The sequence below is a fragment of the Rossellomorea sp. GCM10028870 genome (genome assembly GCF_042666755.1).
Lineage (GTDB): Bacteria > Bacillota > Bacilli > Bacillales > Bacillaceae_B > Rossellomorea.
This window is the reverse complement of the sequence record NZ_JBHTGN010000003.1, coordinates 404457-430222: the sequence shown is the minus strand read 5'-3', so window position 1 is coordinate 430222 and position 25766 is coordinate 404457. Positions and strand designations below refer to the sequence as shown.

At 42.3% G+C, this 25766-nt stretch carries 24 protein-coding genes; 13 read left to right on the top strand and 11 right to left on the bottom strand.

From position 1 onward, the window contains the following. The first annotated feature begins 577 nt into the window (after positions 1 to 577). Genes ACFQWC_RS15935 through ACFQWC_RS15925 form a run of 3 tightly spaced genes read left to right on the top strand, consistent with a single transcriptional unit; the run spans position 578 to position 3336 of the window. Complete coding sequence (locus ACFQWC_RS15935) at positions 578 to 931, top strand: hypothetical protein (protein ID WP_299742917.1); 354 nt, start codon at positions 578 to 580, stop codon at positions 929 to 931. Positions 932 to 988: 57 nt separating this feature from the next. Beyond that, the gene (locus ACFQWC_RS15930) at positions 989 to 2362 is read left to right on the top strand and encodes an O-antigen ligase family protein (protein WP_299742920.1); all 1374 of its coding nucleotides are present in this window, start codon (positions 989 to 991) and stop codon (positions 2360 to 2362) included. Between the two features lie 5 nt (positions 2363 to 2367). Further along, positions 2368 to 3336 (top strand): hypothetical protein, encoded by a 969-nt coding sequence (locus ACFQWC_RS15925; protein ID WP_299742923.1) that lies wholly within the window; start codon positions 2368 to 2370, stop codon positions 3334 to 3336. Between the two features lie 486 nt (positions 3337 to 3822). Here the strand turns inward: ACFQWC_RS15925 and ACFQWC_RS15920 are convergent, their stop codons facing one another. Continuing rightward, a complete protein-coding gene (locus ACFQWC_RS15920; RefSeq protein WP_299742926.1) occupies positions 3823 to 4623 on the bottom strand; it encodes a glycosyltransferase family 2 protein in 801 nt (266 codons plus the stop codon). Between the two features lie 317 nt (positions 4624 to 4940). On the opposite strand from ACFQWC_RS15920, the gene galU reads away from it, so the two are divergent. From galU to ACFQWC_RS15900, 4 genes are all read left to right on the top strand, one after another. After that, positions 4941 to 5813 carry a UTP--glucose-1-phosphate uridylyltransferase GalU gene (gene galU, locus ACFQWC_RS15915; RefSeq protein WP_299742929.1) on the top strand — a complete coding sequence of 291 codons (873 nt, stop codon included), beginning with the start codon at positions 4941 to 4943 and terminating at the stop codon, positions 5811 to 5813. A gap of 16 nt (positions 5814 to 5829) precedes the next feature. Further along, the gene (locus ACFQWC_RS15910) at positions 5830 to 7134 is read left to right on the top strand and encodes a UDP-glucose dehydrogenase family protein (RefSeq protein WP_299742931.1); all 1305 of its coding nucleotides are present in this window, start codon (positions 5830 to 5832) and stop codon (positions 7132 to 7134) included. Between the two features lie 71 nt (positions 7135 to 7205). Next, positions 7206 to 8342: a glycosyltransferase family 2 protein gene (locus tag ACFQWC_RS15905; protein ID WP_299742934.1), complete on the top strand. Its 1137-nt coding sequence runs from the start codon at positions 7206 to 7208 to the stop codon at positions 8340 to 8342. Between the two features lie 172 nt (positions 8343 to 8514). Beyond that, positions 8515 to 10326: an LTA synthase family protein gene (locus ACFQWC_RS15900; protein WP_299742936.1), complete on the top strand. Its 1812-nt coding sequence runs from the start codon at positions 8515 to 8517 to the stop codon at positions 10324 to 10326. A 16-nt stretch (positions 10327 to 10342) separates the two neighbouring features. On the opposite strand, the gene ACFQWC_RS15895 is transcribed toward ACFQWC_RS15900, so the two are convergent. From ACFQWC_RS15895 to ACFQWC_RS15885, 3 genes are all read right to left on the bottom strand, one after another. Beyond that, entirely contained in the window at positions 10343 to 10810 is a 468-nt protein-coding gene (locus tag ACFQWC_RS15895; RefSeq protein ID WP_299742939.1) for an SRPBCC family protein, read from the bottom strand. A gap of 421 nt (positions 10811 to 11231) precedes the next feature. Further along, positions 11232 to 12293, bottom strand: a complete 1062-nt coding sequence (locus ACFQWC_RS15890; RefSeq protein WP_044338402.1) for a glycosyltransferase family 4 protein — start codon at positions 12291 to 12293, stop codon at positions 11232 to 11234. Positions 12294 to 12663: 370 nt separating this feature from the next. After that, complete coding sequence (locus ACFQWC_RS15885; protein WP_377108418.1) at positions 12664 to 13308, bottom strand: YigZ family protein; 645 nt, start codon at positions 13306 to 13308, stop codon at positions 12664 to 12666. 539 nt (positions 13309 to 13847) lie between these two features. Between ACFQWC_RS15885 and ACFQWC_RS15880 the strand changes: the two genes are divergently transcribed. From ACFQWC_RS15880 to ACFQWC_RS15870, 3 genes are all read left to right on the top strand, one after another. Beyond that, on the top strand, positions 13848 to 14990 hold the full coding sequence (locus ACFQWC_RS15880) for a sensor histidine kinase (RefSeq protein ID WP_377108416.1): 1143 nt from the start codon (positions 13848 to 13850) through the stop codon (positions 14988 to 14990). 30 nt (positions 14991 to 15020) lie between these two features. Then, positions 15021 to 15698, top strand: a complete 678-nt coding sequence (locus ACFQWC_RS15875; protein WP_299742952.1) for a response regulator — start codon at positions 15021 to 15023, stop codon at positions 15696 to 15698. A 146-nt stretch (positions 15699 to 15844) separates the two neighbouring features. After that, complete coding sequence (locus ACFQWC_RS15870; protein ID WP_299742954.1) at positions 15845 to 16009, top strand: hypothetical protein; 165 nt, start codon at positions 15845 to 15847, stop codon at positions 16007 to 16009. Between the two features lie 125 nt (positions 16010 to 16134). Here the strand turns inward: ACFQWC_RS15870 and treR are convergent, their stop codons facing one another. Then, positions 16135 to 16857, bottom strand: coding sequence for a trehalose operon repressor (gene treR, locus ACFQWC_RS15865; protein ID WP_377108414.1), 723 nt, complete (start codon positions 16855 to 16857; stop codon positions 16135 to 16137). A gap of 118 nt (positions 16858 to 16975) precedes the next feature. On the opposite strand from treR, the gene ACFQWC_RS15860 reads away from it, so the two are divergent. Continuing rightward, positions 16976 to 17587: a Cif family virulence factor gene (locus ACFQWC_RS15860; RefSeq protein WP_299742960.1), complete on the top strand. Its 612-nt coding sequence runs from the start codon at positions 16976 to 16978 to the stop codon at positions 17585 to 17587. Between the two features lie 51 nt (positions 17588 to 17638). On the opposite strand, the gene ACFQWC_RS15855 is transcribed toward ACFQWC_RS15860, so the two are convergent. The 3 genes from ACFQWC_RS15855 to treP form a co-directional block, all read right to left on the bottom strand. Then, the gene (locus ACFQWC_RS15855; RefSeq protein WP_299742963.1) at positions 17639 to 17806 is read right to left on the bottom strand and encodes an aspartyl-phosphate phosphatase Spo0E family protein; all 168 of its coding nucleotides are present in this window, start codon (positions 17804 to 17806) and stop codon (positions 17639 to 17641) included. A gap of 123 nt (positions 17807 to 17929) precedes the next feature. After that, a complete protein-coding gene (gene treC, locus ACFQWC_RS15850) occupies positions 17930 to 19618 on the bottom strand; it encodes an alpha,alpha-phosphotrehalase (RefSeq protein ID WP_377108411.1) in 1689 nt (562 codons plus the stop codon). A gap of 346 nt (positions 19619 to 19964) precedes the next feature. Then, positions 19965 to 21380, bottom strand: coding sequence for a PTS system trehalose-specific EIIBC component (treP, locus tag ACFQWC_RS15845; RefSeq protein ID WP_299742969.1), 1416 nt, complete (start codon positions 21378 to 21380; stop codon positions 19965 to 19967). Between the two features lie 362 nt (positions 21381 to 21742). On the opposite strand from treP, the gene ACFQWC_RS15840 reads away from it, so the two are divergent. Beyond that, complete coding sequence (locus ACFQWC_RS15840; RefSeq protein ID WP_377108410.1) at positions 21743 to 22159, top strand: putative periplasmic lipoprotein; 417 nt, start codon at positions 21743 to 21745, stop codon at positions 22157 to 22159. Between the two features lie 138 nt (positions 22160 to 22297). Here the strand turns inward: ACFQWC_RS15840 and ACFQWC_RS15835 are convergent, their stop codons facing one another. The 3 genes from ACFQWC_RS15835 to ACFQWC_RS15825 form a co-directional block, all read right to left on the bottom strand. After that, complete coding sequence (locus tag ACFQWC_RS15835; RefSeq protein ID WP_299742975.1) at positions 22298 to 22540, bottom strand: hypothetical protein; 243 nt, start codon at positions 22538 to 22540, stop codon at positions 22298 to 22300. Positions 22541 to 22600: 60 nt separating this feature from the next. Continuing rightward, a complete protein-coding gene (locus ACFQWC_RS15830) occupies positions 22601 to 22852 on the bottom strand; it encodes a hypothetical protein (protein WP_377108409.1) in 252 nt (83 codons plus the stop codon). A gap of 148 nt (positions 22853 to 23000) precedes the next feature. Next, on the bottom strand, positions 23001 to 24047 hold the full coding sequence (locus tag ACFQWC_RS15825) for an acyltransferase (RefSeq protein ID WP_299742981.1): 1047 nt from the start codon (positions 24045 to 24047) through the stop codon (positions 23001 to 23003). Positions 24048 to 24536: 489 nt separating this feature from the next. Here ACFQWC_RS15825 and ACFQWC_RS15820 point away from each other — a divergent pair, with 489 nt between their 5' ends. Then, complete coding sequence (locus ACFQWC_RS15820) at positions 24537 to 25469, top strand: C40 family peptidase (RefSeq protein ID WP_299742983.1); 933 nt, start codon at positions 24537 to 24539, stop codon at positions 25467 to 25469. Positions 25470 to 25766 lie beyond the last annotated feature (297 nt).

Genomic DNA, 25766 nt, shown 5'->3' with positions numbered 1-25766 from the left:
GGGATGGCAGTTTTTTTATGGACAAACTTCCGATCTTCGGGTTGTGACGATGGATTGATCTTATTTTTTCACTTCTGGAAGGTTTTTGGCATCAGATAGTCTCTTTATAGCTGGGAGGGTGGTTTTAGACTGGATTGAAAGCCGATTCGAGTGGTGAATCGATGACTTGAAGCGGTCTTCGCGGGATAATTAATCCTCGGGTCGAATTTTCTTTAAATGCACACTCAATTTGCCCATCCAATACAAGCTCCCACCCCCGCCAACAGGCAGTTAACGAGTAGCTGAAAAAGCGTAACTTTCCCTCATATAGATCAATCTTCCAAAATTATGACTATAAAACATGTTTGTAACACATATTTAACATAACGGAATCATAGAGAATCTGCGTCATTTTTCAGTATTGACAGGGGTGACAAAGCGTATAGGGGCAGGGAACAAAGCATTTTCAAATGGTTGGTTTTCATGTATAATTTTTTATTGTTGTTTGATTATCAAGACTTAACAGGGTGCGTCCCTTTTTACATAGGAAACAAGGAATTCGAAAGAGACGATGGTCCTCATAGGAAAGGAGTTTGTAATGAAAAGACAGTTTGCCGTTCTACTAATTTTGATCACTTTATTCTTAAGCGGCTGCGGTGATCAGCCATTGAAATTCAGAAACCTTCTGGAAGCTGATCAATACATTCGCAATAATATTGAAAACACGGATTGGGATACCTTTAAATATATGCTGAGTCCTGACAACACAGTGACAGAAACGGACTTCAACTATCTTAAAGAGAAACTGACATCTCAGCGTAAAAGTTATTTTCATACCGAAGCTGTCAATAAATTCTATCGTTTTAATAAAGAAAATGAATTGGTTTATATGACGGAATGGGAGAAGAAGGACGGAATTCTTCTACTGAAAGATATAGACTATATTCAATAAGGCTCTTATGAAACAAATAAGCCTTCCATAAACTATAAAGACAATGAGGAGTTTAGTATGAATTTTTCCACACTCATGAACAAGTATGAGCCGAGGGTGAAACAGATCATCTTGATATTAGTGGCCGGATATTTGTTCTTCGCCCAGTTCTCTACTCAAGCTAAATACATCAAGCTTCTCCCCGTACCCGTTCCTGCGGTGCTGACATTGGGAGTTGGCTCATTATTATTCCTGTATTACGTACTCAATCGAAAACGTTTAACGCAAACCTCAGAGTTTGATAAATACTTGAAACGCTTCCTGATTCTTTTCCTTATCTCATTGGCACTGGCTATTCTTTCTGCTTTTTATACGGCTACGGTATTGAATAGCGTAGAGTATATGAGCTACTTGAAAAGCTCGATGATCACGCGACTTGCCTATTATCTCAGCTTTTTCATGTTTGTGTACTTCGGCTACCGTTTGCTTGTGAATGAGCCAAAGGATAATGCAAGCATCATCAAAGTCTACCCGTTGTCGATATTGTTATTAGTGGCTGTAGCCTTTTGGCAGCTTGCCTATTTCATGTTCAACATTCCATTCCTTAATCTAAACACCCGTTCCTTTGTTCATAGTGTGGAAGGAGTGACACTGTTCGATTTTCGGATCACTTCATTCACCAATGAACCAAGCTATATGGGACCGTTCTTGATTGATTTGATTATCCTGGCATTCCTGTTTGTAAAACGGAAATGGGTGTATGCGGTCGCCGTACTTATTCCGACGCTATTCATCCTGGCCTTTACATTTTCCGTGAGCGCCTATTTCAATCTGGTACTGGTGATCGGCTTCTTAATGGTTTACTTAATGTTCCATCCAAAATTCCCGAAGAAAATCCTGTGGATGATTCCGTTGGTTGGGATCATCGGGATTGCAGGTCTTTATTTGGTGAATCCGGATCTACTGGCCAAATTCTTCTCTCCGATTTGGGGAAGAAGAGATAACCTTTTCGATCCGACACAATCAAGCCGGATTTATATGTACGTCATGCCATTCCAGTGGCTGTTCGATCATTCCATCATATCGGGACTATTTGGATATGGACCGGGAGCTTATGAGTTCCTGGCGGGGACCAAGATTGTACCTCATACCCAGATGAGCCTGGCCATCTCGGCAAACAATATGTTTATCGATGTGCTATTTGAGCAAGGTGTCATCGGACTCCTTCTTTTACTGACAGGATTAATTTCCATCGCCGTATTCCTATTGAAGAACGGCATGAAGAACATGTACTACTTCATTGCATTAGTCGAGTACTTTCACCTGATGGTCACATCCTTATACAGAGCGGATTATGTCACACCACGATTCTGGGCAGTTCTATTAGTTATCGCCGTGCTAGTGAAAATCGGTGAAATGAAACACAAAGATAAGCTAAATGTAACGGAGTGATACAGTTGAGTTCATACAAAATCTTTCTTTCATATCTGATCTTTGTGGTTCTTTTGTTTGGCATTATTGTTGGCGTGAAAACAAAAGAGGTGCAAAAAAGTGAATATAAATCGGTCGGAAACGAATATTCACTCCTGAATTTCGGCTTAGGAGAAAGGTATCAGGAAGTATTTAAGGTCATGAAAGATCCCGAATCCAAGGATAAAGTACTGGATGATTCAGAACAGAAGCTTCGCGTTCACTTCACTGGCGGAGAAGCAGACTACCTGATCACATCCAATAAAAAGTTCAAGATTTCTGACACGATCAATGTAGGAGATAACCTCCAAAAGGTCATTGACAACAACTTAGAGCTGGACATGTTTGAATACAAAGCAGATGAAAATGCGACCACATCGTATGTGTATATGATCATCAAGAAACAGAGCGTTGTGTTCGAAGTAGAAGAGGGCAAGATTACAAAAATATTACTGGCTCAAGAAGAAATTCCGATTGTCGAATTAATAAGTGCATTAAATGAAGAGCTGGCAACGGAAGAGTTCCTGGAGCTAACGGACGAAGAGCTTCTCGAAAAGTCCGGTACGCTGAGCTTCCGGATCGATTACGAGAAGAACAACAGAAAAGTCCTATCCGATGAATTCCTGCAATACGTGGACGCAGGCCTCTTACCAGAAACGCCTCTTCCAATCGGATATTCGGAAAAGAATCTGTTCCGTAAATATGGAGATCCTGTTTACATCTTTGAAGGGCAAGGCGAAGTTGAATTCTACTACTACTACAAAGAGTTCAACTCCTTTGTTGGATTAAACGAAGATAAGCGACTTGTGGAAATCAAGTTCCCGGTAAACATTCCCGCAGCGGAATTCGAAAAGATCCATGGCGATCTCGAAAATGAGCTCGATCTCGAACAAAATGAGCTGAAATTAACAAAAGAAAATGACATGATTACAGAAGTCATTTTAAAAGAGAAGTGATTACTTGAGGTGCACCCATTGGAGATGGGTGCACCTTTTTTATTCTGCATTGGGCACATGATGTGCAAACGATATCTGTAGATGGAGACGGTACGGTTGGTACCTGCGGGATAAAGAAAATTCGACACGGAGGATCAATTCATTGAAATGAGGATCAATAAATCAATTTCAGGATTGAAAAAGCCAATCGAGGATTAATGATCGATGATCAGGATCAATTTCCTCCAAAACAGGACCGAATTATCCTGCGAAGGTAACCCAACTCCACAGATTACATCCTCAAATCGGCCTGCAACCTACCCAAACAGCACATTCCCACCCAAATATGGACAATCTAAAAGAAATCCCCATCCAAAACAAACAGAAATCGATTCCCTATAAACCAAAACCGCCATCAGTTCACAATTTAAATCTACGACATACCAAAAAAACGGCAGGCGCCCACAACCGGGCACCTGCCGCAACTCGAACCATAACGATCAAACACTACTTCTTCTCATACCTGAAAATCTCTCTAAACGCTTTACCGTAATAGCTGAATGGCTCATCTAAATGACGATACTTTTTCAACGTAAAAAGGGTCAATAGAACCACCGCTGTAGGGGTATTGTACATCCTCTTAAACAAAGGACCTTTTCCGATAAACGATTTTTCATATAAACGGGTCTGCATCTCAGGCTTCTCATGATTCACGACAACCTTCGGATAATAGCTGATGGACTTATGGTTTCTGGCTAAATCGAATAAGAAGACATTCTCTTCACCAGATGGATAAATCGCACCCAAGCCGAACTTCTCGTCGAATCGAATCAGGGAGGGCTCGATATTCGCCGTTTGAATAAAGATTTCAATAGAAGACTTCTTCAACAGCTTACCGGTTGTAACCTGTTTCTGCTCTTCTTCGTCATATTCTTTATAGTAAACGCCCTTGATCGGATCATAGATTTGGAAGCATGCGACATCGGTCTCGAGATTCTCGTTGAAATAATCCACAACAAGCTGGAACGAGTCGTCATTATACCAGCAGTCGTCATCCGAAAACGTCAGAATGCTGCCACTCGCATGCTCAATACCAACGTTCCGGGCAAGTGACAACCCTTTGCGGTCAATTTCAATATGATTGTATTTAAAGTTAACATCTTTTAAAACGGATGTAATATAATTGTGATTGTCTTGTGATACAATAATGACTTCGAAGTCTTTGTATGATTGATTATTAAGACTTTCAAACAATCGTTTCAATTCCTCTGGCTTCGTTCCAAGAGTTGGTACGATTACACTAATCATTTTCTTCATCCTCACATCTGAAATTACTCGCTATATTATAGCACAATAAACCTGTGAGATTAAGAAATCAACAACATATGGTATAATACTCGTGAAAATTAATGATTTTGGCTCATCGATTGAAACGAACGTTTCAATCGCTTTCAGCGCAGCTGAAAGTACGCCCTGTGGAAACAAAACGAAAGAGCAAAGAAATTTGCTCAGGCGTTTTGTCTCCACAGGGCGTAAATGAGCCAAAATCTGCAGACACTATTAAAAAGACTTCGAATCAGTAGAATAAGAACAAATGATTTACACAAAACTAAGAGGTGAGTTCTTTGAGAGTAAAAAAAGCGATTATCCCGGCTGCGGGTTTAGGTACGAGATTCTTACCAGCAACAAAGGCACAGCCGAAAGAAATGTTACCAATTGTAGATAAACCTACAATCCAATATATTATCGAAGAAGCGGTGAATTCCGGGATAGAGGATATCCTGATCGTCACAGGCCGTGGAAAACGTGCCATCGAAGACCATTTTGACAAGTCTTTAGAGCTTGAAGAAATGCTTGCAATGAAAGAAAAATATGATGAGCTCGAGCAAATCAAACAAATCTCTCATCTGGCGGACATTCACTACATTCGTCAAAAAGAGCCTAAAGGACTCGGACATGCCATCTGGTGTGCAAGAAAATTCATCGGGAACGATCCTTTCGCAGTCCTTCTTGGAGACGACATCGTCATCTCTGAGAAACCTTGTCTTAAACAACTGATCGATGAATTCGAAGAGAAAGAATCAAGCATCATCGGCGTACAGGAAGTTCCTGACGAGGACGTATCCAAATATGGTGTCATCGACGTGGAAGACCCTGCGAACGATGGTCCACTTTTCAAAGTCAAAGGACTGGTAGAAAAGCCGAAATTAGAGGATGCTCCTTCCAACATGGCTATCATGGGGCGCTATGTTCTAACTCCGGATGTCCTTGATATTCTAGGAAACCTTGAGCCTGGTCAAGGAAATGAAATTCAATTGACAGACGCTCTTCAAGAATTAAATACGAAGCAAAATGTTTACGGATATTCTTTTAATGGTAAAAGATATGATATTGGAAACAAATACGGCTTTGTTCAAGCAACAGTAGAGTTTGCTTTAATGAGAGATGACCTTAAAGGTCCATTGAAAAGCTGGTTAAAAGACATCATTTCAGAATGAACAAGGAGAAATTAAGATGAACATTTGTGTAATTGGTACAGGTTATGTAGGACTTGTTTCAGGCGTATGCTTCAGTGACGCCGGAAACAAAGTGACATGCCTGGATATAGACGCTCAAAAAGTAGAGAACCTGAAAAATGGGATCATCCCTATTTACGAGCCGGGCTTAACCGAATTAGTAGAAAAGAACATCAGCGAAGGCCGCTTATCCTTCACAACGGATTATGCTGAAGGGATGAAGGATGCAGATCTTGTCATCATTGCGGTTGGAACTCCTCCAAAAGAGAATGGTGAGGCGAACCTGCAATATATTGAAGCGGCTGCCCGCTCGATTGCAGAGCACCTTCATGACTATAAAGTGATCGTGACGAAGAGTACGGTTCCAGTGGGAACAGGTGCCATGATCAAAGGTGTCATCAAAGAAGTAGTCGGCCATGAAGAATTCGATGTGGCATCAAACCCTGAATTCCTTCGTGAAGGGTCGGCCATTTATGATACAGTGAATATGGAAAGAGCAGTCATCGGTGTGGAATCAGAGAAAGCAGAGGCGATCCTGAAGGAATTACATGCTCCTTTTACCAAAAATATCGTCGTGACAAACATCGAAACATCTGAAATGATCAAATATGCGTCCAATGCGTTCCTTGCAACGAAAATCAGCTTCATCAATGAAGTGGCGAACGTGTGTGAACTTGTTGGGGCGGACGTGACGAAGGTAGCAGAAGGAATGGGATATGACCCGCGTATCGGCCCTCAATTCCTGAACGCTGGAATCGGCTACGGAGGTTCTTGTTTCCCTAAAGATACAAGTGCCCTTGTCAAGATTGCCGATCAAGTGGGCTACGACTTCAAAATCGTCAAAGACGTTGAAGCGGTGAATGGTCTTCAGCGCTTTAAGGTTGTAAACAAGCTGGTAGAAGCCTTTGATGGCGACCTGACAAACAAGAAAATTGCTGTCCTTGGTCTTGCATTTAAGCCGAATACAGATGATATGAGGGACGCACCTTCTGTTGATGTCATTCCTAAACTGCAAGAACTGGGAGCGGACATCACCGCCTATGATCGCATTGCAGAGAAAAACGCTAAAGCGCTCATTCCAAATCTTCGTACTGGACAAGACCTGTATGAAGTCATCCAGAACTCGGATGCCATCCTGATTCTGACAGAGTGGGATGAAGTAAGAGAGCTGGATTTAGAAAAAGTAGCTACACTAGTAAACAGCAAAGTCATCGTTGATGGACGTAATATCTTTGATCCTGCTCATATGGAAGAGAACGGATTCTATTATGCGTCAATCGGAAGAAAAACGGTCAAAGCATAACATGATAGGTGGATCCTTCATCAGGGTCCACCTTCAATTGGTAATAAGGATAGATGAGAGGAAGTCATGATATGATACTGGAAATAATCTTTTGGCTGCTGATCCTCCTTTCGGTTTATATCTATGCCGGTTATCCGATCCTGCTGAAGCTCATATCAGGAGTTGTCAAAAAGGATCAAATCACGGATACAGGCTATGAACCAAAGGTAACGCTCTTTATCGCAGCATACAACGAAGAGAAAGTCATCGCTGAAAAAGTACAAAATTCTGTGGATCTTGATTATCCACAGGACAAGCTTGAAATCATCGTTGTGTCAGATGATTCATCCGACAGAACGAACGACATCGTCAATGAGTTCGTGGCGAAATATCCGAACGTGAAGCTGAATGTCGTAAAAGGAAGAAAAGGGAAGACAGCGGCACTGAACAAGTCCGTTCCGTTGGCAACTGGTGAAGTCCTTGTATTCTCGGATGCGAACTCGCTTTACAATAAGGATGCTGTTCATCATTTAGTGAAGCACTTTAAAGATGAAGAAATCGGTGGGGTTTGTGGTGAGCTTAGATTAACCAATCCAACAAACTCATCTATCGGAGAATCAGAGGGTGCTTACTGGAAGTATGAGAAGCTCCTGAAAATGCTCGAAACGGCAACAGGTACGACGATCGTGGCAAATGGTTCGATCTATGCGCTCCGTAAAGAATTATTCAAAGAGATGAATCCGAACGTCGGCGATGATATGCAGAACCCGCTGATCATCATCAACCAGCAAAAGCGATTCGTCTATGAACCGAATGCGATCACGATGGAAGAGACATCACCAAAATCATCAGAAGAATTTGGCCGGAAAGTCCGTATCGTAACGCGAAGCTTCACAGGGATCATGAGCTACAAGCATGTGTTGAATCCGTTCAGGAATTTCGATTTCTTCTATAAATACATGTCTCATAAATTCTTGAGATGGCTTGTTCCTTACTATATGATTGCCATTTTTATCATTAATCTTTTCTTACTGGATCAGCCATTCTATCAAGTCATGTTCGGCTTACAATTGGCATTCTACCTCCTCGCACTTTTAGGCAAAGTGACGAGCAACAAAATCACGTATATCCCTTACTACTTCTGCCTGGTAAACTATGCAGCCTTCCTTGGTACGCTGAGAGCGATCTCAGGTAAGAGACAGGCAACATGGACACCGACTAGTAGATAATGGAAACGAAACCCGGTTTGAGCCTCTCAAATCGGGTTTTTTCGCGACTTTATTTGTCGTGTCCATCCCTAATAAAGTCGATTTCTACAATAAAATGTCAAACCCTGACTTTATAAGTAAAAGGAAAAGTGTTAAAATTTTATTACAATTATGTAAACGAGGTATTAAGATTATGAATCTAGTAAACAAGCTAAAAGAGGCACTGCTTTCCATATGGCAGGACAAACTCCTGCTCATCTCTGCCGTTGGTCTTTCCATTAAAGTCGTATTATTCTATTTATTATTAGGAAAAGGCCTATTTGAAGTGAAAAGCTTATTCGTGACGCTTCCGGGCAGTATTTTGATGTTATTTTCATTTGTGTTTCTGTTTAAAACCTGGTCGAGAAAGACGGCCATCATCGGTCTAAATATTGTCGCGACCTTCCTATTGCTGTCCCAGTTATGGTATATCCGCTACTTTGGAACACCACTATCGTTCTTTGCCTTACTGCAGACGTCCAATCTTTCAGGACTCGGACCGAGCATCATGGAACTGATCAACGGGCTGGATGTCCTGTTTGTAGTGGATATCATCCTATTGCTCATCCTGACGAAAAAGAAATCCTTTTCGATTCCCAAGGTACAATGGAAAACCTTTATCATCATTTTCCTGGCAGGTTTCAGCATCCTTGCCGTGAAGCCTTTGAAGAATCACTATATCGATGGCACTCCATATGCCCAGATCTTCAAGATTTACGATCGCTATGATTACATATTGAAGTTCAATCCGCTTCAATACAGTGTGCTGGATATGTACCTGTTTTATCAAAACAATCGCTACATCGACTTGAACGAGGAAGAGGAAACCCTCGTAAAAGAATGGTTTGACAATAAAGAGGAAAATAGAGAAAAAAGGCTGTACTTAAACAATAAGTACGAAGGAGTCGGAGAAGGGAAAAACCTGCTCATCCTTCAATTTGAATCACTTGAAAACTGGGTGCTGAATAAAAAGGTGAATGGGAAAGAAGTAACCCCCAACCTGAACAAACTGTTGAAGAACAGTATCTATGCGTCCAACTTCTATCCGCAGACAAAGGGCGGACGAAGCTCTGATGCAGAGTTTGTCGTGAATACATCCCTGCTTCCGGTCATGGAGGGGAGCACATTCTTCCGCTATCCGACGAATGATTATACGACGCTTCCCGGACTGTTGAAAGAGGAAGGGTATTCAACCTATGCCTTCCACGGGGACGAGGGAACGTATTGGAACAGACGTGAAGCTTACCCGCATATCGGGATTGATGAATATCATGCCATTGAGGAGTTTCATGAAGGCGAAGAAATCGGGATGGGCTTGAGTGATGAAGAGTTTTTCCATCAATCGGTTGAATTCTTGAGTAAAAAGGAGCAGCCTTACTTTGGCTATTTGATTACGCTGACAAGTCACACGCCGTTCGTCATCCCGGAACAATTCAGAGGTCTTGAATTTGAAGCTCAATACAGCGATACATCCGCTGCTCATTACCTGCAGTCCATACACTACACGGATATGGCGGTCGGTAAGCTGATGGAAGATCTTGAAGCGAACGATATGCTCGATGACACCATGATTGCGATCTTCGGTGATCACGCCGCTTTCGAAAACAGCTACAAAGATCAAATGATGAAAGAAAATCCAAAGGTTGAAGGGATCGACGAAGAGGGCAGAGTGCCGTTCATCCTCTACAATCCTGGCATGGAACCGATGGAACTGGACAAGGCCTACGGTCAAGTCGATATCTTCCCTACGCTGGCCTATGTCATGGGCATTGAGGAAAAGAAGTATGGAGATGTGGTAATGGGAAGAAACATGCTTACATCGGATGACAGTTTTGCCGTCATCCCACTCGAGAATACGATTCGATCAGATCGTGAACTGTCCGACGATAAGAAGGAATTCGAATTGAAAGCTCAGCAAGTATCGGATCTGATCATCAGAAGCAATTATTTTGAGGAAAAAGAATAACGCTCGCACTCCTATCTCATGAGGTAGGAGTGTTTGTTTGTTCAGCGATCTTCTTCAATTCGTTTGCTCTCATCTTGATGAACGTGTGCATGTACCTTTTTAAAAAGAGTTTGTCTGCAAGCGTCCCGATTATGCCCAGTGGAGCTTCATATGAGAAAGTATCCTTCATTAGTGTGCCATTATCCTGTTGGCTAAATTCATGGATATGAGTAAAGGATGTAAAAGCACCCTTCACCATAACGTCCGTGAACGAATGGGGGGCGTCCATTTCGACAATTTGAGCCGTCAGTCGCTGTTTAACGCCAAAATGAACGGCTTCCCATGTCACGGTATCTCCAATCTCCAATAAACCGCTTGTGACGCCTCCTATGGCCCTCTCTTTCGTTTTAGAGGTCGTTTGAGTATGAATATCCACATTGCGGGCTAAGTCGAAACAAACAGAAACAGGAGCGTTTATATGCGTGATTTGACGAATGGTGGGCAAAATAGAGTCAACTCCTTGTCTTTGGTCAATCAATAAGGGGGACGGTCCTCGATGTATCGTACGCTTATCAAGAAAATTCGACACGATGGATCAATAAAATGAAGTGAGGATCAATTAATCAGATTCAGGATTAATACAGCCCAATAAGGATCAATTATCGGATATCAGGATCAATTATATCCCAAACCGGATCAATTCTCCCGCGAAGCCCATCTCAACCTACAGATCCGTCACCAGAATTGGCCTTTAGGCTGGCTTTAAACTACATTCCCAGCTAAAAAAGGACAATCTAAAGAAAATCCTTGTAATCAGCCAATTTGGAGCCATAATCGATCTCAATCAGACAAAAAGAAAACCTTGGATAATCATCCAAGGTTTTCTACTAATCTAGTATTTTCCACGCATAAACGTGAGCGTGTGCTTATCTTTCGCGTAATTTCTTCATCGTATTGATCAAAGGCTTATGCTGACCGATCAATCCAACCACTTCTGCCGTCAACTGAATGATAATCACCAGAACAGCGGAGAAGAGAATAGCTCCCCAAAGGGTTGATCGAGTGAATAGGATCGCGCATAGTCCGAAAAATGCTCCAATCGCATAAATAATCAGGACCGTCTCTTTATGAGAGAAGCCCATTGCCAGTAAGCGATGGTGTAAATGGGACTTATCAGGTGCTGAAATCTTTTGCTTATTCAGGATACGTCTGATAATCGCAAAGAACGTATCAAAAATCGGTATAGCCAGGATGATAATTGGAACAACTAAACTGAAGATCGTGACACTCTTAAACAATCCAAGGAGCGAGATGATGGAAATACAATAGCCAAGGAACAATGCTCCCGTATCACCCATAAAGATCTTCGCAGGATTAAAGTTGAAGAACAGGAATCCGATTGTCCCTCCGATTAGGATAACGGTAAGGGCAACCACCATATACTGACCATTCATAGCTGCAAGAGCCATAATGGAAGTCATGGCAATGACGGATACTCCGCCTGCAAGTCCATCCAGTCCATCGATCAGGTTAATGGCATTGGTGATTCCTACGATCCACAGAATACCGAACACATAACTGAAATTCCCTAAATATATACGCTCTGCCACGAACGGCAAAGTAATAAAGTCAATTTTAAAGTCGGCAAACACGACGATACAAGCTGCCAGGATTTGTCCAACAAGCTTAGCTTTTGGTGACAGGGTAAAGCGATCATCAAGGATCCCTACGATCAGGATGATTCCACCCCCGAGTATGACCGGCCAAAGTGGAGCAATCAGATCATTCAAATACAACAAGCCAGCTGATGCACCTATGACGATCGACAAGCCGCCCACACGAGGCATGAGTCCTTTATGGACCTTTCGATGGTCTGGTTTATCGACAAAGCCAAATCGCTTGGCGAATTTGATTACGAATGGAGTCACTGCTACAGAAACAACTAAAGAAATAGCAAAAGCAATTACAAAATCGATTAGAGAGTACATTCGTTCACCTCTTTTTCTTCAATGGGCACTCCAATTGTAAGAATACCACATATTTAATGATGTGCAACATTTTTTTTAAGGGAACAATTACTAAAATGCGTAGTGGCTATTTTGTCAAAAAAAGCAGAGGCTTTCTTCATTAGACGTCGAATTTTAGTGAAAAGTTTCAAAAGTAACAAGTTAATTTATTACTACCCATTAACCAGATGAATCTAAACGTTAGGATGTCCAATTAATTTCACCATTGTAGGCGAAAAAAGGTTATTTCTCTATCCGTCTAAAGAGTCATTTTTCCGTGTTACTTCTATACAATTAGTATGAGTTTAATGATGGCTTTGTAAGAAAAAAGATTTTTCCAATGTAAAGATTTTTACGAGTTGGTTTCAACAGGTGTTTCAAGGTATTCCACATCGCCTTCTCTTATGTCAGCCTGTCCATTTGTGAGCTCCGTCATCCACTCGTTGAACGAAGGCTTTTTAGCTTCCTCGACATACACCTCGACCTCGACGGCTTCCAGGTAATGAATGTCTTTCAGTTGATAATGGGAGGACCTCACTTCGTTCTCCACTTTTCCTAACCACGTATAATCAATCGTAGACTTCATGATGCGCATCAGTCTTCTTTCCACAATACCGGCAGCATTCAAGCCCTCTGACGTCGCACGTCCATATGCACGGATCAGTCCGCCGACGCCAAGCTTGATCCCACCGAAATAACGGGTGACCACGACAACGGTGTCTTTAAGATCCCTCTTTTTTAATACCTCAAGCATAGGTACTCCCGCAGTACCACTGGGTTCACCATCGTCATTTGCTTTCTGGATCAGATTATTTTCACCGATCATATAGGCGGAACAGTTATGATTTGCATCCGAGTGCTTTTTCTTAATGGCTGCGATGAATTCCTGTGCTTCTTCTTCTGATTCCACCCGATTGACGTAGGTGATGAACCTGGAACGTTCTATATTAATTTCATGCTCTCCGTAACCCTTGACGGTATTATAGTGATGTAGCAATACGGTTTCTCCTTTCCAATTCCATATGTATGAATAATGGCGAAATACGCGTTTAATCTCTATTTGCATCCTATATCTACTATATATAAAAGTAGAACGGATTGCACATAAATAAATATCAATTTCCAATTACCTACGGAAAAAACTGGTTCTACATGAAATAATGGTAATACAATGTAATCAAACTTTAATCTCCGACAATATATGACATGGTATAATGGACGCTGATAGTAATACTTCAGTTGTTCCAAAGCTCTTTAAAGGGAAGTCGAATGGTCTAGATAATTCCCATTCATTCTCTTCGAACCTTGAGCGAATGATCCCTTGGTAGAGGTATTACATAGGAATATGCCTAGATGAATAAAGGAGTTTTGTGATTTTGCATTGAAATGATAAGAGGTACGATTTTAAAGCGGAGTGGTAGGTCTATGGACATAACGAACGCAAGCTGAAAAATCAATTATTATTATGCAAGAATAGTTTTTCATAAAGCTTTATGCTAGGTTGACTACTATTGTGGAACAAAAGAGGGGTGTACCGTGTCACTTAAAAAAATAAACACCAAGATGTTAGATAGCATCCTGAAAAAGATGGTCGATACGGTTGACGAAAGTAAGGATGAAATCTTCCAGATTGGCGAGCAATGTCGAACTGATTATGAAGATTTGATGAAAGAATTACTGGATGTAAAAGAAATGGTCTTGAAGGTGATTGATGAAGGAGATGACCTCCAACAGAAATCCAAGTTTGCACGGCTTAGACTTTCCGAAGTAAGCAAACATTTTCAAACCTATTCAGAAGACCAGGTTAGAGAAGCGTACGAGAAAGCTCATGACCTGCAAATGAAACTATCAATGAATAGACAGCATGAAAAGCAGCTGAGAGATCGCCGCGATGAACTCGAAAGGCGATTACACACACTCGGGGACACGATCGAACGGGCAGAAAATCTTTGCTCGCAAATATCCGTCGTTCTCAATTATTTGAATAGTGACTTAAGGCAAGTGAATGAGGCACTGGAGGACGCGAAGCAGCGTCAGGATTTCGGCCTTCAAATCATCGAGGCACAAGAGGACGAGCGGAAACGCTTATCCCGTGAAATTCACGACGGACCTGCACAAATGATGGCCAACGTCTTGATGCGTTCCGATTTGATCGAACGTGTCTACCGTGAAAAAGGGACAGACGATGCCATCAAGGAAATCCGCGACCTCAAACGGATGGTCCGCTCAGCCCTATACGAGGTCCGACGCATCATTTACGACCTCAGACCAATGGCACTTGATGACCTGGGGTTGATTCCGACCCTCAAAAAATACTTGAGTACTATCGAAGAGTATAACCAGAAGACCTCCATTCAGTTTGTGAATATGGGGCTTGATATCAGACTTCCTTCAAAATTCGAAGTCGCTCTGTTCCGATTAGTACAAGAAAGTGTTCAAAACGCACTTAAGCACGCTGAAGCGTCACATGTCCAAGTTAAAGTAGAAGTAAAGAAAGACCAAATAACAGTTGTTGTCAAAGACAACGGCAAAGGATTCGATAAAGACAAACAGAAAACTGGATCCTTTGGCATCATGGGGATGAAAGAACGTGTCGACCTTCTCGAAGGAGACATCACGATTGACTCAAAAGTAGGGACAGGAACGGTGATCCTGATCCAAGTCCCGCTTAATATGTAAATTTTTCCAAGGTTTAGGGAGGCGAAAGACATGGCAACAAATATTGTTATCATTGATGATCATCAGCTTTTCAGAGAGGGAGTAAAACGAATCCTTGAATTCGAACCTTCTTTCAACGTAGTAGCAGAAGGCGATGACGGTTCAGAAGCCATGAACCTAGTAGAAGCACACGAACCAGATGTTGTCCTGATGGATATCAATATGCCTGAAACAAACGGCGTAGAAGCAACTCGTGAACTAATGGACAGATACCCGGATACTAAAGTCATCATTCTATCCATTCACGATGACGAAAACTATGTAAACCATGCGCTAAAAACAGGAGCACTCGGTTATCTATTAAAAGAGATGGACTCAGAAGCACTGGTTGATGCAGTGAAGATCGTCGCAGATGGCGGCTCCTACGTTCATCCGAAGGTAACCCATAACCTGGTAGCAGAATACAAGCGCCTGGCAAACGCCCAAAACTCAGGTGGATTCCAACAATCCGAAGTTCGCCGCCCGCTTCACCTATTAACGCGCCGCGAGTGTGAAGTACTGCAAATGCTGGCTGACGGTAAGAGCAACCGCGGTATTGGTGAAGGACTGTACATCAGTGAAAAAACTGTTAAAAATCATGTAAGTAATATATTACAAAAAATGAACGTGAATGACCGTACCCAGGCAGTAGTAACTGCGATTAAGAACGGTTGGGTAGAGGTACGATAATGTTTAGAGAGACATGCGTATTGTTAATTTGTTGTTGAGAAAACGGCCCTTCTTTGAGAAGGGCCGTTTTTTTGGTTTGTTTGGAGGGGTTTTGGATGGGTTTAGGGCTTTAGATTGTCTTTTTTTAGCCGGGAGTGGGATTTTCGATGGGATTGAAGGCCGAAATAAGAGTGAAATACCTGATCAAGGATACCCTCGCGAAGGAATTGATCCCTGTTGAAGGGGTTTCAATCCTGAATGGGGATAATCAATCCTTGACGGGGTTTATTGATCCTGAATCAAATTTATTAATCCTCTTTGCTAATAATTGATCCTCCGTGTCGAATATTCTTTACTAGTAGGCATGCGTTAGGACCGTCCATTACCACTCTCGATCTGCAACAACGACAAAGGTTCAACAAAAAAATCCACTCCCCAACCAGGAAGTGGACCCACCTTAATGCTTTCTCCGCGCAAAATCAACAAACCGGAACATATCCAACCGGTGGCGTGATTCCGTATACTCAAACAGAGTCGCATCCTTCAAGTGAACATAGTTCTTCACGACGACCACGTGATCGTAACCATGTAAGTCAAGGTACTTCCGGTCCTCGTCCGTACACTCTTCGACGACAATCTCTTTTTTGGCAAAATCGATGGGGAGCTCAAGCTCGCCTTCTAAATATTCATATATGGAGTTCTCGCATATTTCTTTTGTCAGAAGCGGCACCTGCTCCTTCAGGAAGTAGGATTTGTCGAGGATGATTCGCTCACCGCCGATTCGACGCGAGCGGACGACTTTCCATACTTCAGCATTGGCAGTGGCTTCGAGTTGTGATGCAACCTGATCATCAGCACCGATCAAGCCGAAGTCATGAACATATGTCTCAATCTGATCCCGGCCCATCGATGTCTGCAGCTCTTTAAAGCTGACAAGCCCCGATATCGGAAAGCTCATCCGCGATACATCGAGTACAAGGGAACCTTTTCCACGCAGTTTCTGGATGAGTCCTTTTTGAGCCAATAATGTAAGCGCTTTACGAATCGTCTCACGTGAAGTGGCATAGATCACCGAGAGCTCGTTTTCCGATGGCAGGATCGAATTCGCTGTATAGGTGCCATCCTGTATTTTTTCAGAGAGATCCTCGAAGATTTGTTTGTATTTATTGCTTTTCGTCATAATATCACCTGCTATTATTTTACCATAATTAATTGGAAGAAATGAGATTGAACTTGAGTGTTGTGAATATTTTCAATAGAATGGAGATAGTGCAAATTTTAGAAAAGGGTGAAGAGCATTGTCGAAACAGCATTGGAAGAAAATCATGTTGGGAATTGGCATGAGTACGTTACTATTGGGTGCTTGTGGTGCAGATGAAGAGAAGAAGGAAGAGAACACGAACAGTACGGAAGAGGTAAAGCCAAGTGAAGACCCGGCAACAGACGAAGCGGCATCTCTGAATCAGATGACACAAATCGTTGAGGATGCGAGCGAGCTGAAAGAAGCAGAGGGTATCCCGGAAGAAGAGAAAACGGCGATCAACGCAGCCTTTGATCAATATATCAATGCATTTAACGAAGAAGACTTCGAATCATATATGAGTGTCATCTCGAAGACACCGGTGAATTTCGAATACGCGGACGAAGAACGCTATGTCAAACAGATCTTTGACTCCGTAGATTCGAAACGTACGGTGGAAAACGTGAAGATCATCAATTACGCAGCTGGTAAAAAAGCAGACGTTTATGCTGAAATTCAAGCGACGACGAAGGACCCGAACAGCGATAAAGAAGTGACTCGTTCCGGTAAGCAAGTGACCGTCTTCCATAAGAAAGAAGATGGATGGAAGGTTGCGGCGATTTTCTTCTTAGCTAGTGAAGGGGAAGAGGAAGCGGAAGCGGCAGAATAATCATAAAGGAGAAGCCTGTGCGAATCATTCCAGACTCACACAGGCTTTTTGTTATGTAGCTTTTTGTTGAGTAAACTCATTAATCAGTTTATCAAGTTCTTGACTCATCTGAATGGTAGTAGGATTTGAGACCCCATTTAATAGAGCATATTCCTGAAGCTCGATTCTTTTTTGTTCCATTACTTGAAGAGTAGGCTGAATTTCTATAATTTGGGGCATCGCTGAATCCTCCTTAAATAAATTACCATTATTATGACACATCTCATCACTCTCGTATATATTTTTTGAATTATCAGTAAAAAAGAACCTGACATCTAAAGTAGATGCCAGGTTCTCCAACCATTATTTAGTAAAATGGAATACAATTGATTCATACGGGCGTAACCTAATGTTCCTATAAACATTCGCCGTATCACTGTAGTTCGACAACAATACCTCACTCGACCAGCCTTCTACATCGACTTCATCAGGAAGAGTGAATTCCGTTTCATGTCCATAGAAGTTATTCACCACCAGCAATTTTTCACCATCGCCGCCGTTACGGACATAAGCGAATATATCACGGTGATCTTCTAAAATCAATTGATAGTCACCATCCACGATAATGGCATATTCTTTACGAAGGCGATTCAGCTTCTGATAGTGATAGAAGACAGAGTTCTCGTCGTTCAATGCTTGTTCAGCATTGATTTCTTTATAATTCTTAGCCACCGGTATCCAAGGAGTGCCGTTCGTGAATCCGGCATTTTCTTCACCGTTCCACTGAACCGGTGTTCTTGAGTTATCACGGGACTTGTGCCTTAGGATTTCTAAAATTTCTTCCTCTGATTTCCCTTGTTCTTTTAAAATATTGAAGATGTTGATGGACTCAACGTCACGGTATTCATCAATGCTTGTGAACTTAGGGTTCGTCATCCCGAACTCTTCTCCTTGATAAATATAAGGAGTACCTTGCATCATATGAATCGTCGTCGCGAGCATTTTCGCCGATTCGTTATGGTACTCACCGTCATTCCCGTAGCGGGAAACGATACGAGGCTGGTCATGGTTGCACCAGAACAGGGCGTTCCAGCCGCCGCCTTCATTCATTTCACGCTGCCAAGTAGAAAGGATGTCCTTCAGCTTAAGAAAGTCAAAGTCAGCGACAGACCATTTCTCCCCATTAGGGTAATCCACTTTCAGATGGTGGAAGTTGAACGTCATGCTGAGCTCGTTCCGGTCAGGTCGTGAGTATTTGATACAGTGATCGATCGTTGTAGAAGACATCTCACCAACCGTCATAATATCGTATTGAGAGAAGACTTCCTTGTTCATCTCCTGCATATAGTCATGGACCTTGGGACCGTCTGTGTAGAACTTTCGGCCGTCTCCAGGTGCCACTGAACCGTCATCATCAGGGAAATCCTGATCCTTCGATATCAGGTTAATAACGTCCAGGCGGAAGCCGTCGACACCTTTCTTCAGCCAAAAGTGCATCATGTCATAAAGCTTCTTGCGGACCTCATCGTTCTCCCAGTTCAAGTCGGCCTGCGTCACGTCAAAGAGGTGAAGGTAGTACTGACCCGTTTTCTCATCATACTGCCACGCGTTGCCACCGAACTTGGACTGCCAGTTTGTCGGCTCGGAACCGTCCGGCTTGGCATCCTTCCAAATATAGAAATCACGGTACTCGTTATCCTTCGACTTACGGGACTCGACGAACCACTGATTCTCCGTGGACGTATGGTTGATCACGATATCCATGATGATCTTGATCCCACGCTCGTGAGCCTGTTCCAATAACTCATCGAAATCCTCCATCGTCCCGTATTCATCATGAATATTGAAATAATCGCTAATGTCATATCCGTTGTCGCGCTGAGGACTCTTGTAAATTGGCGTCAACCACACCACATCAACCCCAAGCTCCTTCAAATAATCCAACTTCGCCGTAATCCCCTTAATATCCCCAACGCCATTCCCCGACGTATCATAAAAACTCTTCGGATAAATCTGATACACAACCGACTTCTTCCACCAAGGCTGCTTCATATCTAAAACACCATCCTAGATTAAATTTTGAGGGACGGACCTCAATCGATTTCACTTATACACCATCATGGCCGTCAAACATGACTCTTCTGCGATTTAGTTATCATCAGGTCCGTCCCCGCATCACGGAAGAGGGACGGACCTCCAAAACATATTCCTTTGATTTCTGACCAACGTGACCGACCACCCCGCACCACTAGAGGGTTTTAGGAGGTCCGTCCCTAAACAAAAGGGAGACAAGCATCCATCACACACAACCTGAACAGGCGAGTGGTTAGAATTGATTTGTCCCCCTTAGTTTAACTTGTATATACAAGTTGTTACAACTGTTTTTTCTATCTATTTATTAGGCTGCTTCGTTTTTGCTGAATTTTGACCATACGATTGTCAGGACGAATGGTACGACGATACAGATGGCCATTCCAATGAAGAAGGATAGCCAGTATTCAGGAATGATCGATAGGAATCCAGGTAAACCGCCGACACCGATGGAGAATGCTTTTGTTCCTGTCATCGCTAACAGTACACCACCGATGGCAGATCCGATCAAGGCACTGATGAATGGGTAGCGGTAGCGCAGGTTAACCCCGAACATCGCAGGTTCCGTAATTCCTAAATATGCCGAGATGGCAGACGTACCTGCCAGGCCGCGAAGCTTTTCGTTTTCTTTCTTCGCTACAAACATCATGGCAAGGGCTGCTGAACCCTGTGCGATATTCGATAGTGCCAGAATTGGCCATAAGAATGTTCCACCTTGGCTTCCGACCAGCTGTAAGTCTACTGCAAGGAAGGTATGGTGCATACCTGTGATAACCATCACCGCATACAGACCACCATACAGCAATCCACCTAACCAGGAAGCAGAATCAAATACCCAAACGACACCGTCTGTTAATAGGTTACCGATGAAGAATGTAACCGGTCCAATCAGGATAAATGAAGCAAATCCAGTAATTAAGAGTGCAACTGGCGCTACTACCAAGAGCTTGATGGAATCATGAACTCTCTTATCCAGGAACATTTCAATTTTCGCTAATAGATAGGAAGCGAATAAAATCGGCAGGACTTGTCCTTGATATCCAATCTTGTCGACTTCAAATCCGAATAAGTTCCACGTAGGAATCTTTTCTGCACTTGCATAAGACCATGCGTTAAGTAAGTCCGGATGAACTAGCATAAGACCTAATACAATACCGAGTAATGGACTTCCGCCAAAACGCTTGACCGCTGACCAACCGATCAACCCTGGCAAGAATACAAAGGCCGTGTTGGCAATCAAGTTGATGATCGATGCAAAATCAGCCCACTGTTTATGAACATCGATGACCGATTTCTCATCATAAAAAATCCCGGGACCCGTCAAAATATTATTCAGACCCATCAACAAACCGGCTGTTACGATCGCCGGAAGGATCGGAATGAAGATATCCGCCAACACCTTGATCGCACGCTGCAATGGATTCAGGTTTTGAGTAGCGGCATCCTTCACATCCTGCTTGGATGCATGCTCAATCCCCGTTTCCTCCGCTAAAATTTGATACGCTTTATTTACAAGACCTTGTCCGATGACAACTTGGAATTGACCGTTGGAAGAGAATGAACCCTTCACAAGATCAATCGCCTCTAATCTTTCTTTATCCACTTTCTTCTCATCATTCAGTACCAGCCGAAGACGAGTCACACAATGAGTAGCCGTGCGGATATTATCCTTGCCGCCAATTGCTTCAATGATTTCCAGAACGTCTTCACGTTTCACGCTCATGAAATTCCCTCCCTTAGTGATGGTCCATGGCAACTCTCATAAAATGTCGAAAGTTGTCTTGAACCCGCTTTCATTTCTATTAATGGAATTCCCCTAAATAGTATGTGGAAAACACTTCTCCCTATGCTTTCGTAAAAAACGTCCGATAAAACGAAACGCTTTCAACCAATGGGGGTCTTGTTGTATATACAAGATCTCCTTTTATTGTATTCATGTATATACAAGTTGTCAATGGAAAAGTGTAGCCGTTTTCATTTATGTGATTTTGAGGGAGGGGGAATTGAAATAACTCTATTGGTTTGCGATACTTAAAATTGAATAGATATATGTAAGAACTAATAGAAGAAGAGGAGTATGGAGCATTGAAGAAATGGTTGAGTGGCGTTTTATTTTGCATCTTTCTATCCGGGTGCACATCGAGTGAAACAACCAATTACGAATATACTTTTACTGGTGAGAGTGAGTATTGGGAAGCAGAGTACAAAGAGCGGGGGACCGGTGAAACTGCTGCTTTCAACAAAGTTGAGGATGAACTCATCGTAACGTATAAAGGACCGATAGAAGAGTTGGCAACAACCGAATTATTGTCCTACTCTTTTCAATCAACCGTCGATCAGGCTAGTGTTACGTCAACATTTGATCAGCCACTAAACACAAAACGTTTTTCTATTCAGGGTGGATCGAAAAATAGAGACAGAACCAATAAGGAGGAGGTCTTAATTGTAAAGGTGCGTTGGAACGGGAAATTTGAAAATATCGAATTACATAGAGTGAAGTGAAGACAAAAAAAAGAGCCAATAATGACTCTTTCCCAGCACTCCATCATATATCCTTTAACCTAAACTCCCTCATTGTATTATATTTAAATTCCACAAGGCAGGAGTTTTCAGTAAGAATTAAGTATCTATTTCATTAGACTATTTCTCATACTTATTCCACATATAATAGTTATAAGCGATTTGTGCAACATGACCAAGCAAGAAGGCCGCCATAAAAATCCACGTATAAAAAAGGTCCAGGCCCAAAAATCTTAGTAGAACATACAAAACAGGGAAAAGCAGGGTCATCCAAAGGGTTCGGATCATTTTCCTTCTATAACTGAGCCTGAAATAAATCAGTTCAAAACCTTTGTCGACCTTCTCCGTATATCCTTCCCACATATCGAACCTCCTTTCAAGATGAAGAAACGCAAATGCACGACCCATGACTCTCCATGGCTTTTAATTGAAAGCTTTAAACAAACCAACCGCAACCACACCGATTACCCCTAATATCATCCAAATGAGAGCAGCGATGGTGAGCACCCAGCCTAAAACCTTCTTTCCCGTCAGGATCCAGTAAATCCCAAGCGTGACGAAACTGAAAATCAGTCCCAAAATGGCCCATAACCATTTATTTTTGTTATGCTTTTTCGCGTCGATAAACAAATAAACGGCAATAAGAATATTAAACAAATAAAAGAAAGCTTCCAAAGTACCCCTCCTAAGTATTTTACACTTATATGTAAATTTACCTGTTTTTTCTAAGTGTAAACCACTTTGGGACAATTCGTCAGTAATTCCAATAAAAAAACGCCAGCTGTTTGCAAGCTGGCGTGCTTTCATATATTAAAGGATGCCATCAACCGGCCATCTTCACTTTTTCAACTGGCTTCTTCTTCTTAAGTAGTGCCTTATAATTAATCATCGAATAAACTCCGTACGAAATTCCCAGGCAAATTCCGAATACTACAACTGCAAATAGAAGATATTGAACAATCAATAAAGATTCATTCCCCGTGCTCATCCATTCCATCACGTTATTCCACAATCGCTGCCTGATCAACGGATGCTCGTGGATCAAGTAAACCCCCAACACATATCCCGATATGAAGTTGATCGGTCTTGATACAAACGTAAGCTTCGAGAAGAAGAGGAATAGCGCAAGTGACATCGCCACGATGACAGGTGAGTTATACGACAACAGCTTAAATGGTAATTCCCACGCTTGCAATATCACCAAAGCCGTAACGGCCCCAAGTAATATGTAAACGCTTAAATAATAGTGCTTGTTAAAGGAAGACAGGAACTGTCCATGCTGCCGTAAATACCCTGCCACAAAATATAGGAATATGAAATGCACGATGCTATAGCCGCCGTTCACCCCGAAGCTTCCCAACGGATGGAAGAACTGCCATACACAATTGATCATAAATAATAAGAAGAGAAATTTTCCGTAATCTTTCCTCGAGAGCTGATAGATCAAGATATTTAAATAAGGTGAAAGCAAGAACAATACGATGTACACGGTGATGAACCAGTAGGTGGACAGATACACCGGGAATACCGACCTGATGAAGCTGGTATAGGACCCATCCGTTAATTGTAAAACGGTCAGTCCTGCAAAAATAAGAACCGAGAAAATGAATGTTTCCCTTACGACTCTGAACGCTTTACTCATCTTAAATTGTGACTTACATAAAAAATACCCGCTAATCAAGACATACACATTGACCCCAACGATACAAAGCACCTTTATGAAATGGAATAGATATTGATTCACCATGCTTAACTCTGATATCGAAATATATTTTGAAAATCCGTAGGTACCGAAATGCAACAAGACGATCATGACCATCGACAGTACCCTGAGAGATTCAAAGTTTGACAGCCTAATTTTCTCCGCCAATCCAACCCGCCCCTTGTTTACATAAAATAAATTCTATTCATTTTAATCTATAAAAATCGTCTTGTCATTCAGAATTTTCTTGATGAAATCGGGGAGTGGGTAATAGGGAGGGATTGCCTGGGATCGACTGGTCCATAGGAAAGGTGAGAGGGTGAATGAGATGGGAAAGAATCGCGAGTAAAGACCTACAAAGCGGTCATTACAAGGATGGAAGCGCAACCATAAATTTCTAAAGTGCGTGAGGGAGGGGATGAACCGGATATTTGGGGAAATAAGGACATTCACCTATAAAAACATATGTAATAGCCACGGATCGGCATCTAGTTACCGATTATGGTAATAGAACCATAAATTACTAAACCTTATTATACTGGGGTTTCTTCCTTATTTTTCTTCATATAAGAATTTTAGCCTATTAAAATATCAGTCTTCTTCCTCCATAATGGACAAGCAACAAAATTCGACATTATCGATAAAGGAGACATTTTTTTGAAGAAAACCATTATTGCCTTCACTACTGCTGCATTACTTTCGTCCGTTGCTGTCAATTCATCGGAAGCGGCTTCTTACCGCGTACAATCAGGGGATTCCCTTTCGGTGATTGCTTATAAATATGATACATCTGTTTCAAACCTGAAGAGCTGGAATAACCTGAGCTCCGACATGATCTATGTAAACCAAGTCCTTGAAGTATCAGCACCAACCAGTACTTCTGCCAAAACTTATACCGTTCAATCAGGTGATTACCTGTCAAAAATCGGTGTCAAATTCGATGTGTATCTGGCTGAACTTAGAGCATGGAACAACTTGAAGAGTGATGTCATCTATCCTGGTCAAAAGCTGATCGTTTCTTCAGGGGGAACAAGCACGACTCCGACAGCCCCAACGGGATCAAGTACATACACGGTCCAATCCGGTGACACGTTATCACACATCGCAGTCCGCTATAATGTAAGTGTTTCGTCCATCAAGTCATGGAACGGATTAACTTCCGATAACATCTACGTCGGTCAAAAACTTTCTATTAAAGGAACGTCTGACGGCGGAACGCAAACTCCTGCTCCTACTTCAAACGTAGTCGACATTGCGAAAAAATACGTAGGAACTCCATACGCATGGGGCGGAACATCACCATCCGGCTTCGACTGCAGCGGGTTCATCTACTATGTATTCAACCAAGCGGGACAATCGATTTCACGCACCAACACAGATGGCTATTACAGCAAATCATCCTTCGTCTCAAGCCCGAAAGCAGGCGACCTGGTATTCTTCGAGAATACATACAAAGCCGGCATCAGCCACATGGGAATCTACCTTGGAAACGGAGAATTCATCCACGCTTCAGACAGCGGTGTGACGATTTCCAAGTTGAGCAACACGTATTGGAATCCGAAGTTTGTCGGATATAAGCGATTTAACTAATTTTATGGAGCGTCCTGCCTTGGCGGGGCGTTTTTTATTTGTGTTATTTCCGAGGAAATTCGACACGGAGGATCAATTAATTCAAAATAGGATTGATAAATCAGATTCTGGATTTCTTCCTCCTCACCAAACCCACCATCACCAATCAGGAACTGCGAAACTTCCTGAACCTGTCATCGCCTAGATCAGCCACACTAATCCTGCAATCCCTCAACCTCAAAACGGAGGGCTCCACCAAATCCACCGTGTACACCAACATCTTCACATAAAAAAAAACGCCCAGAATCCACATCCTGA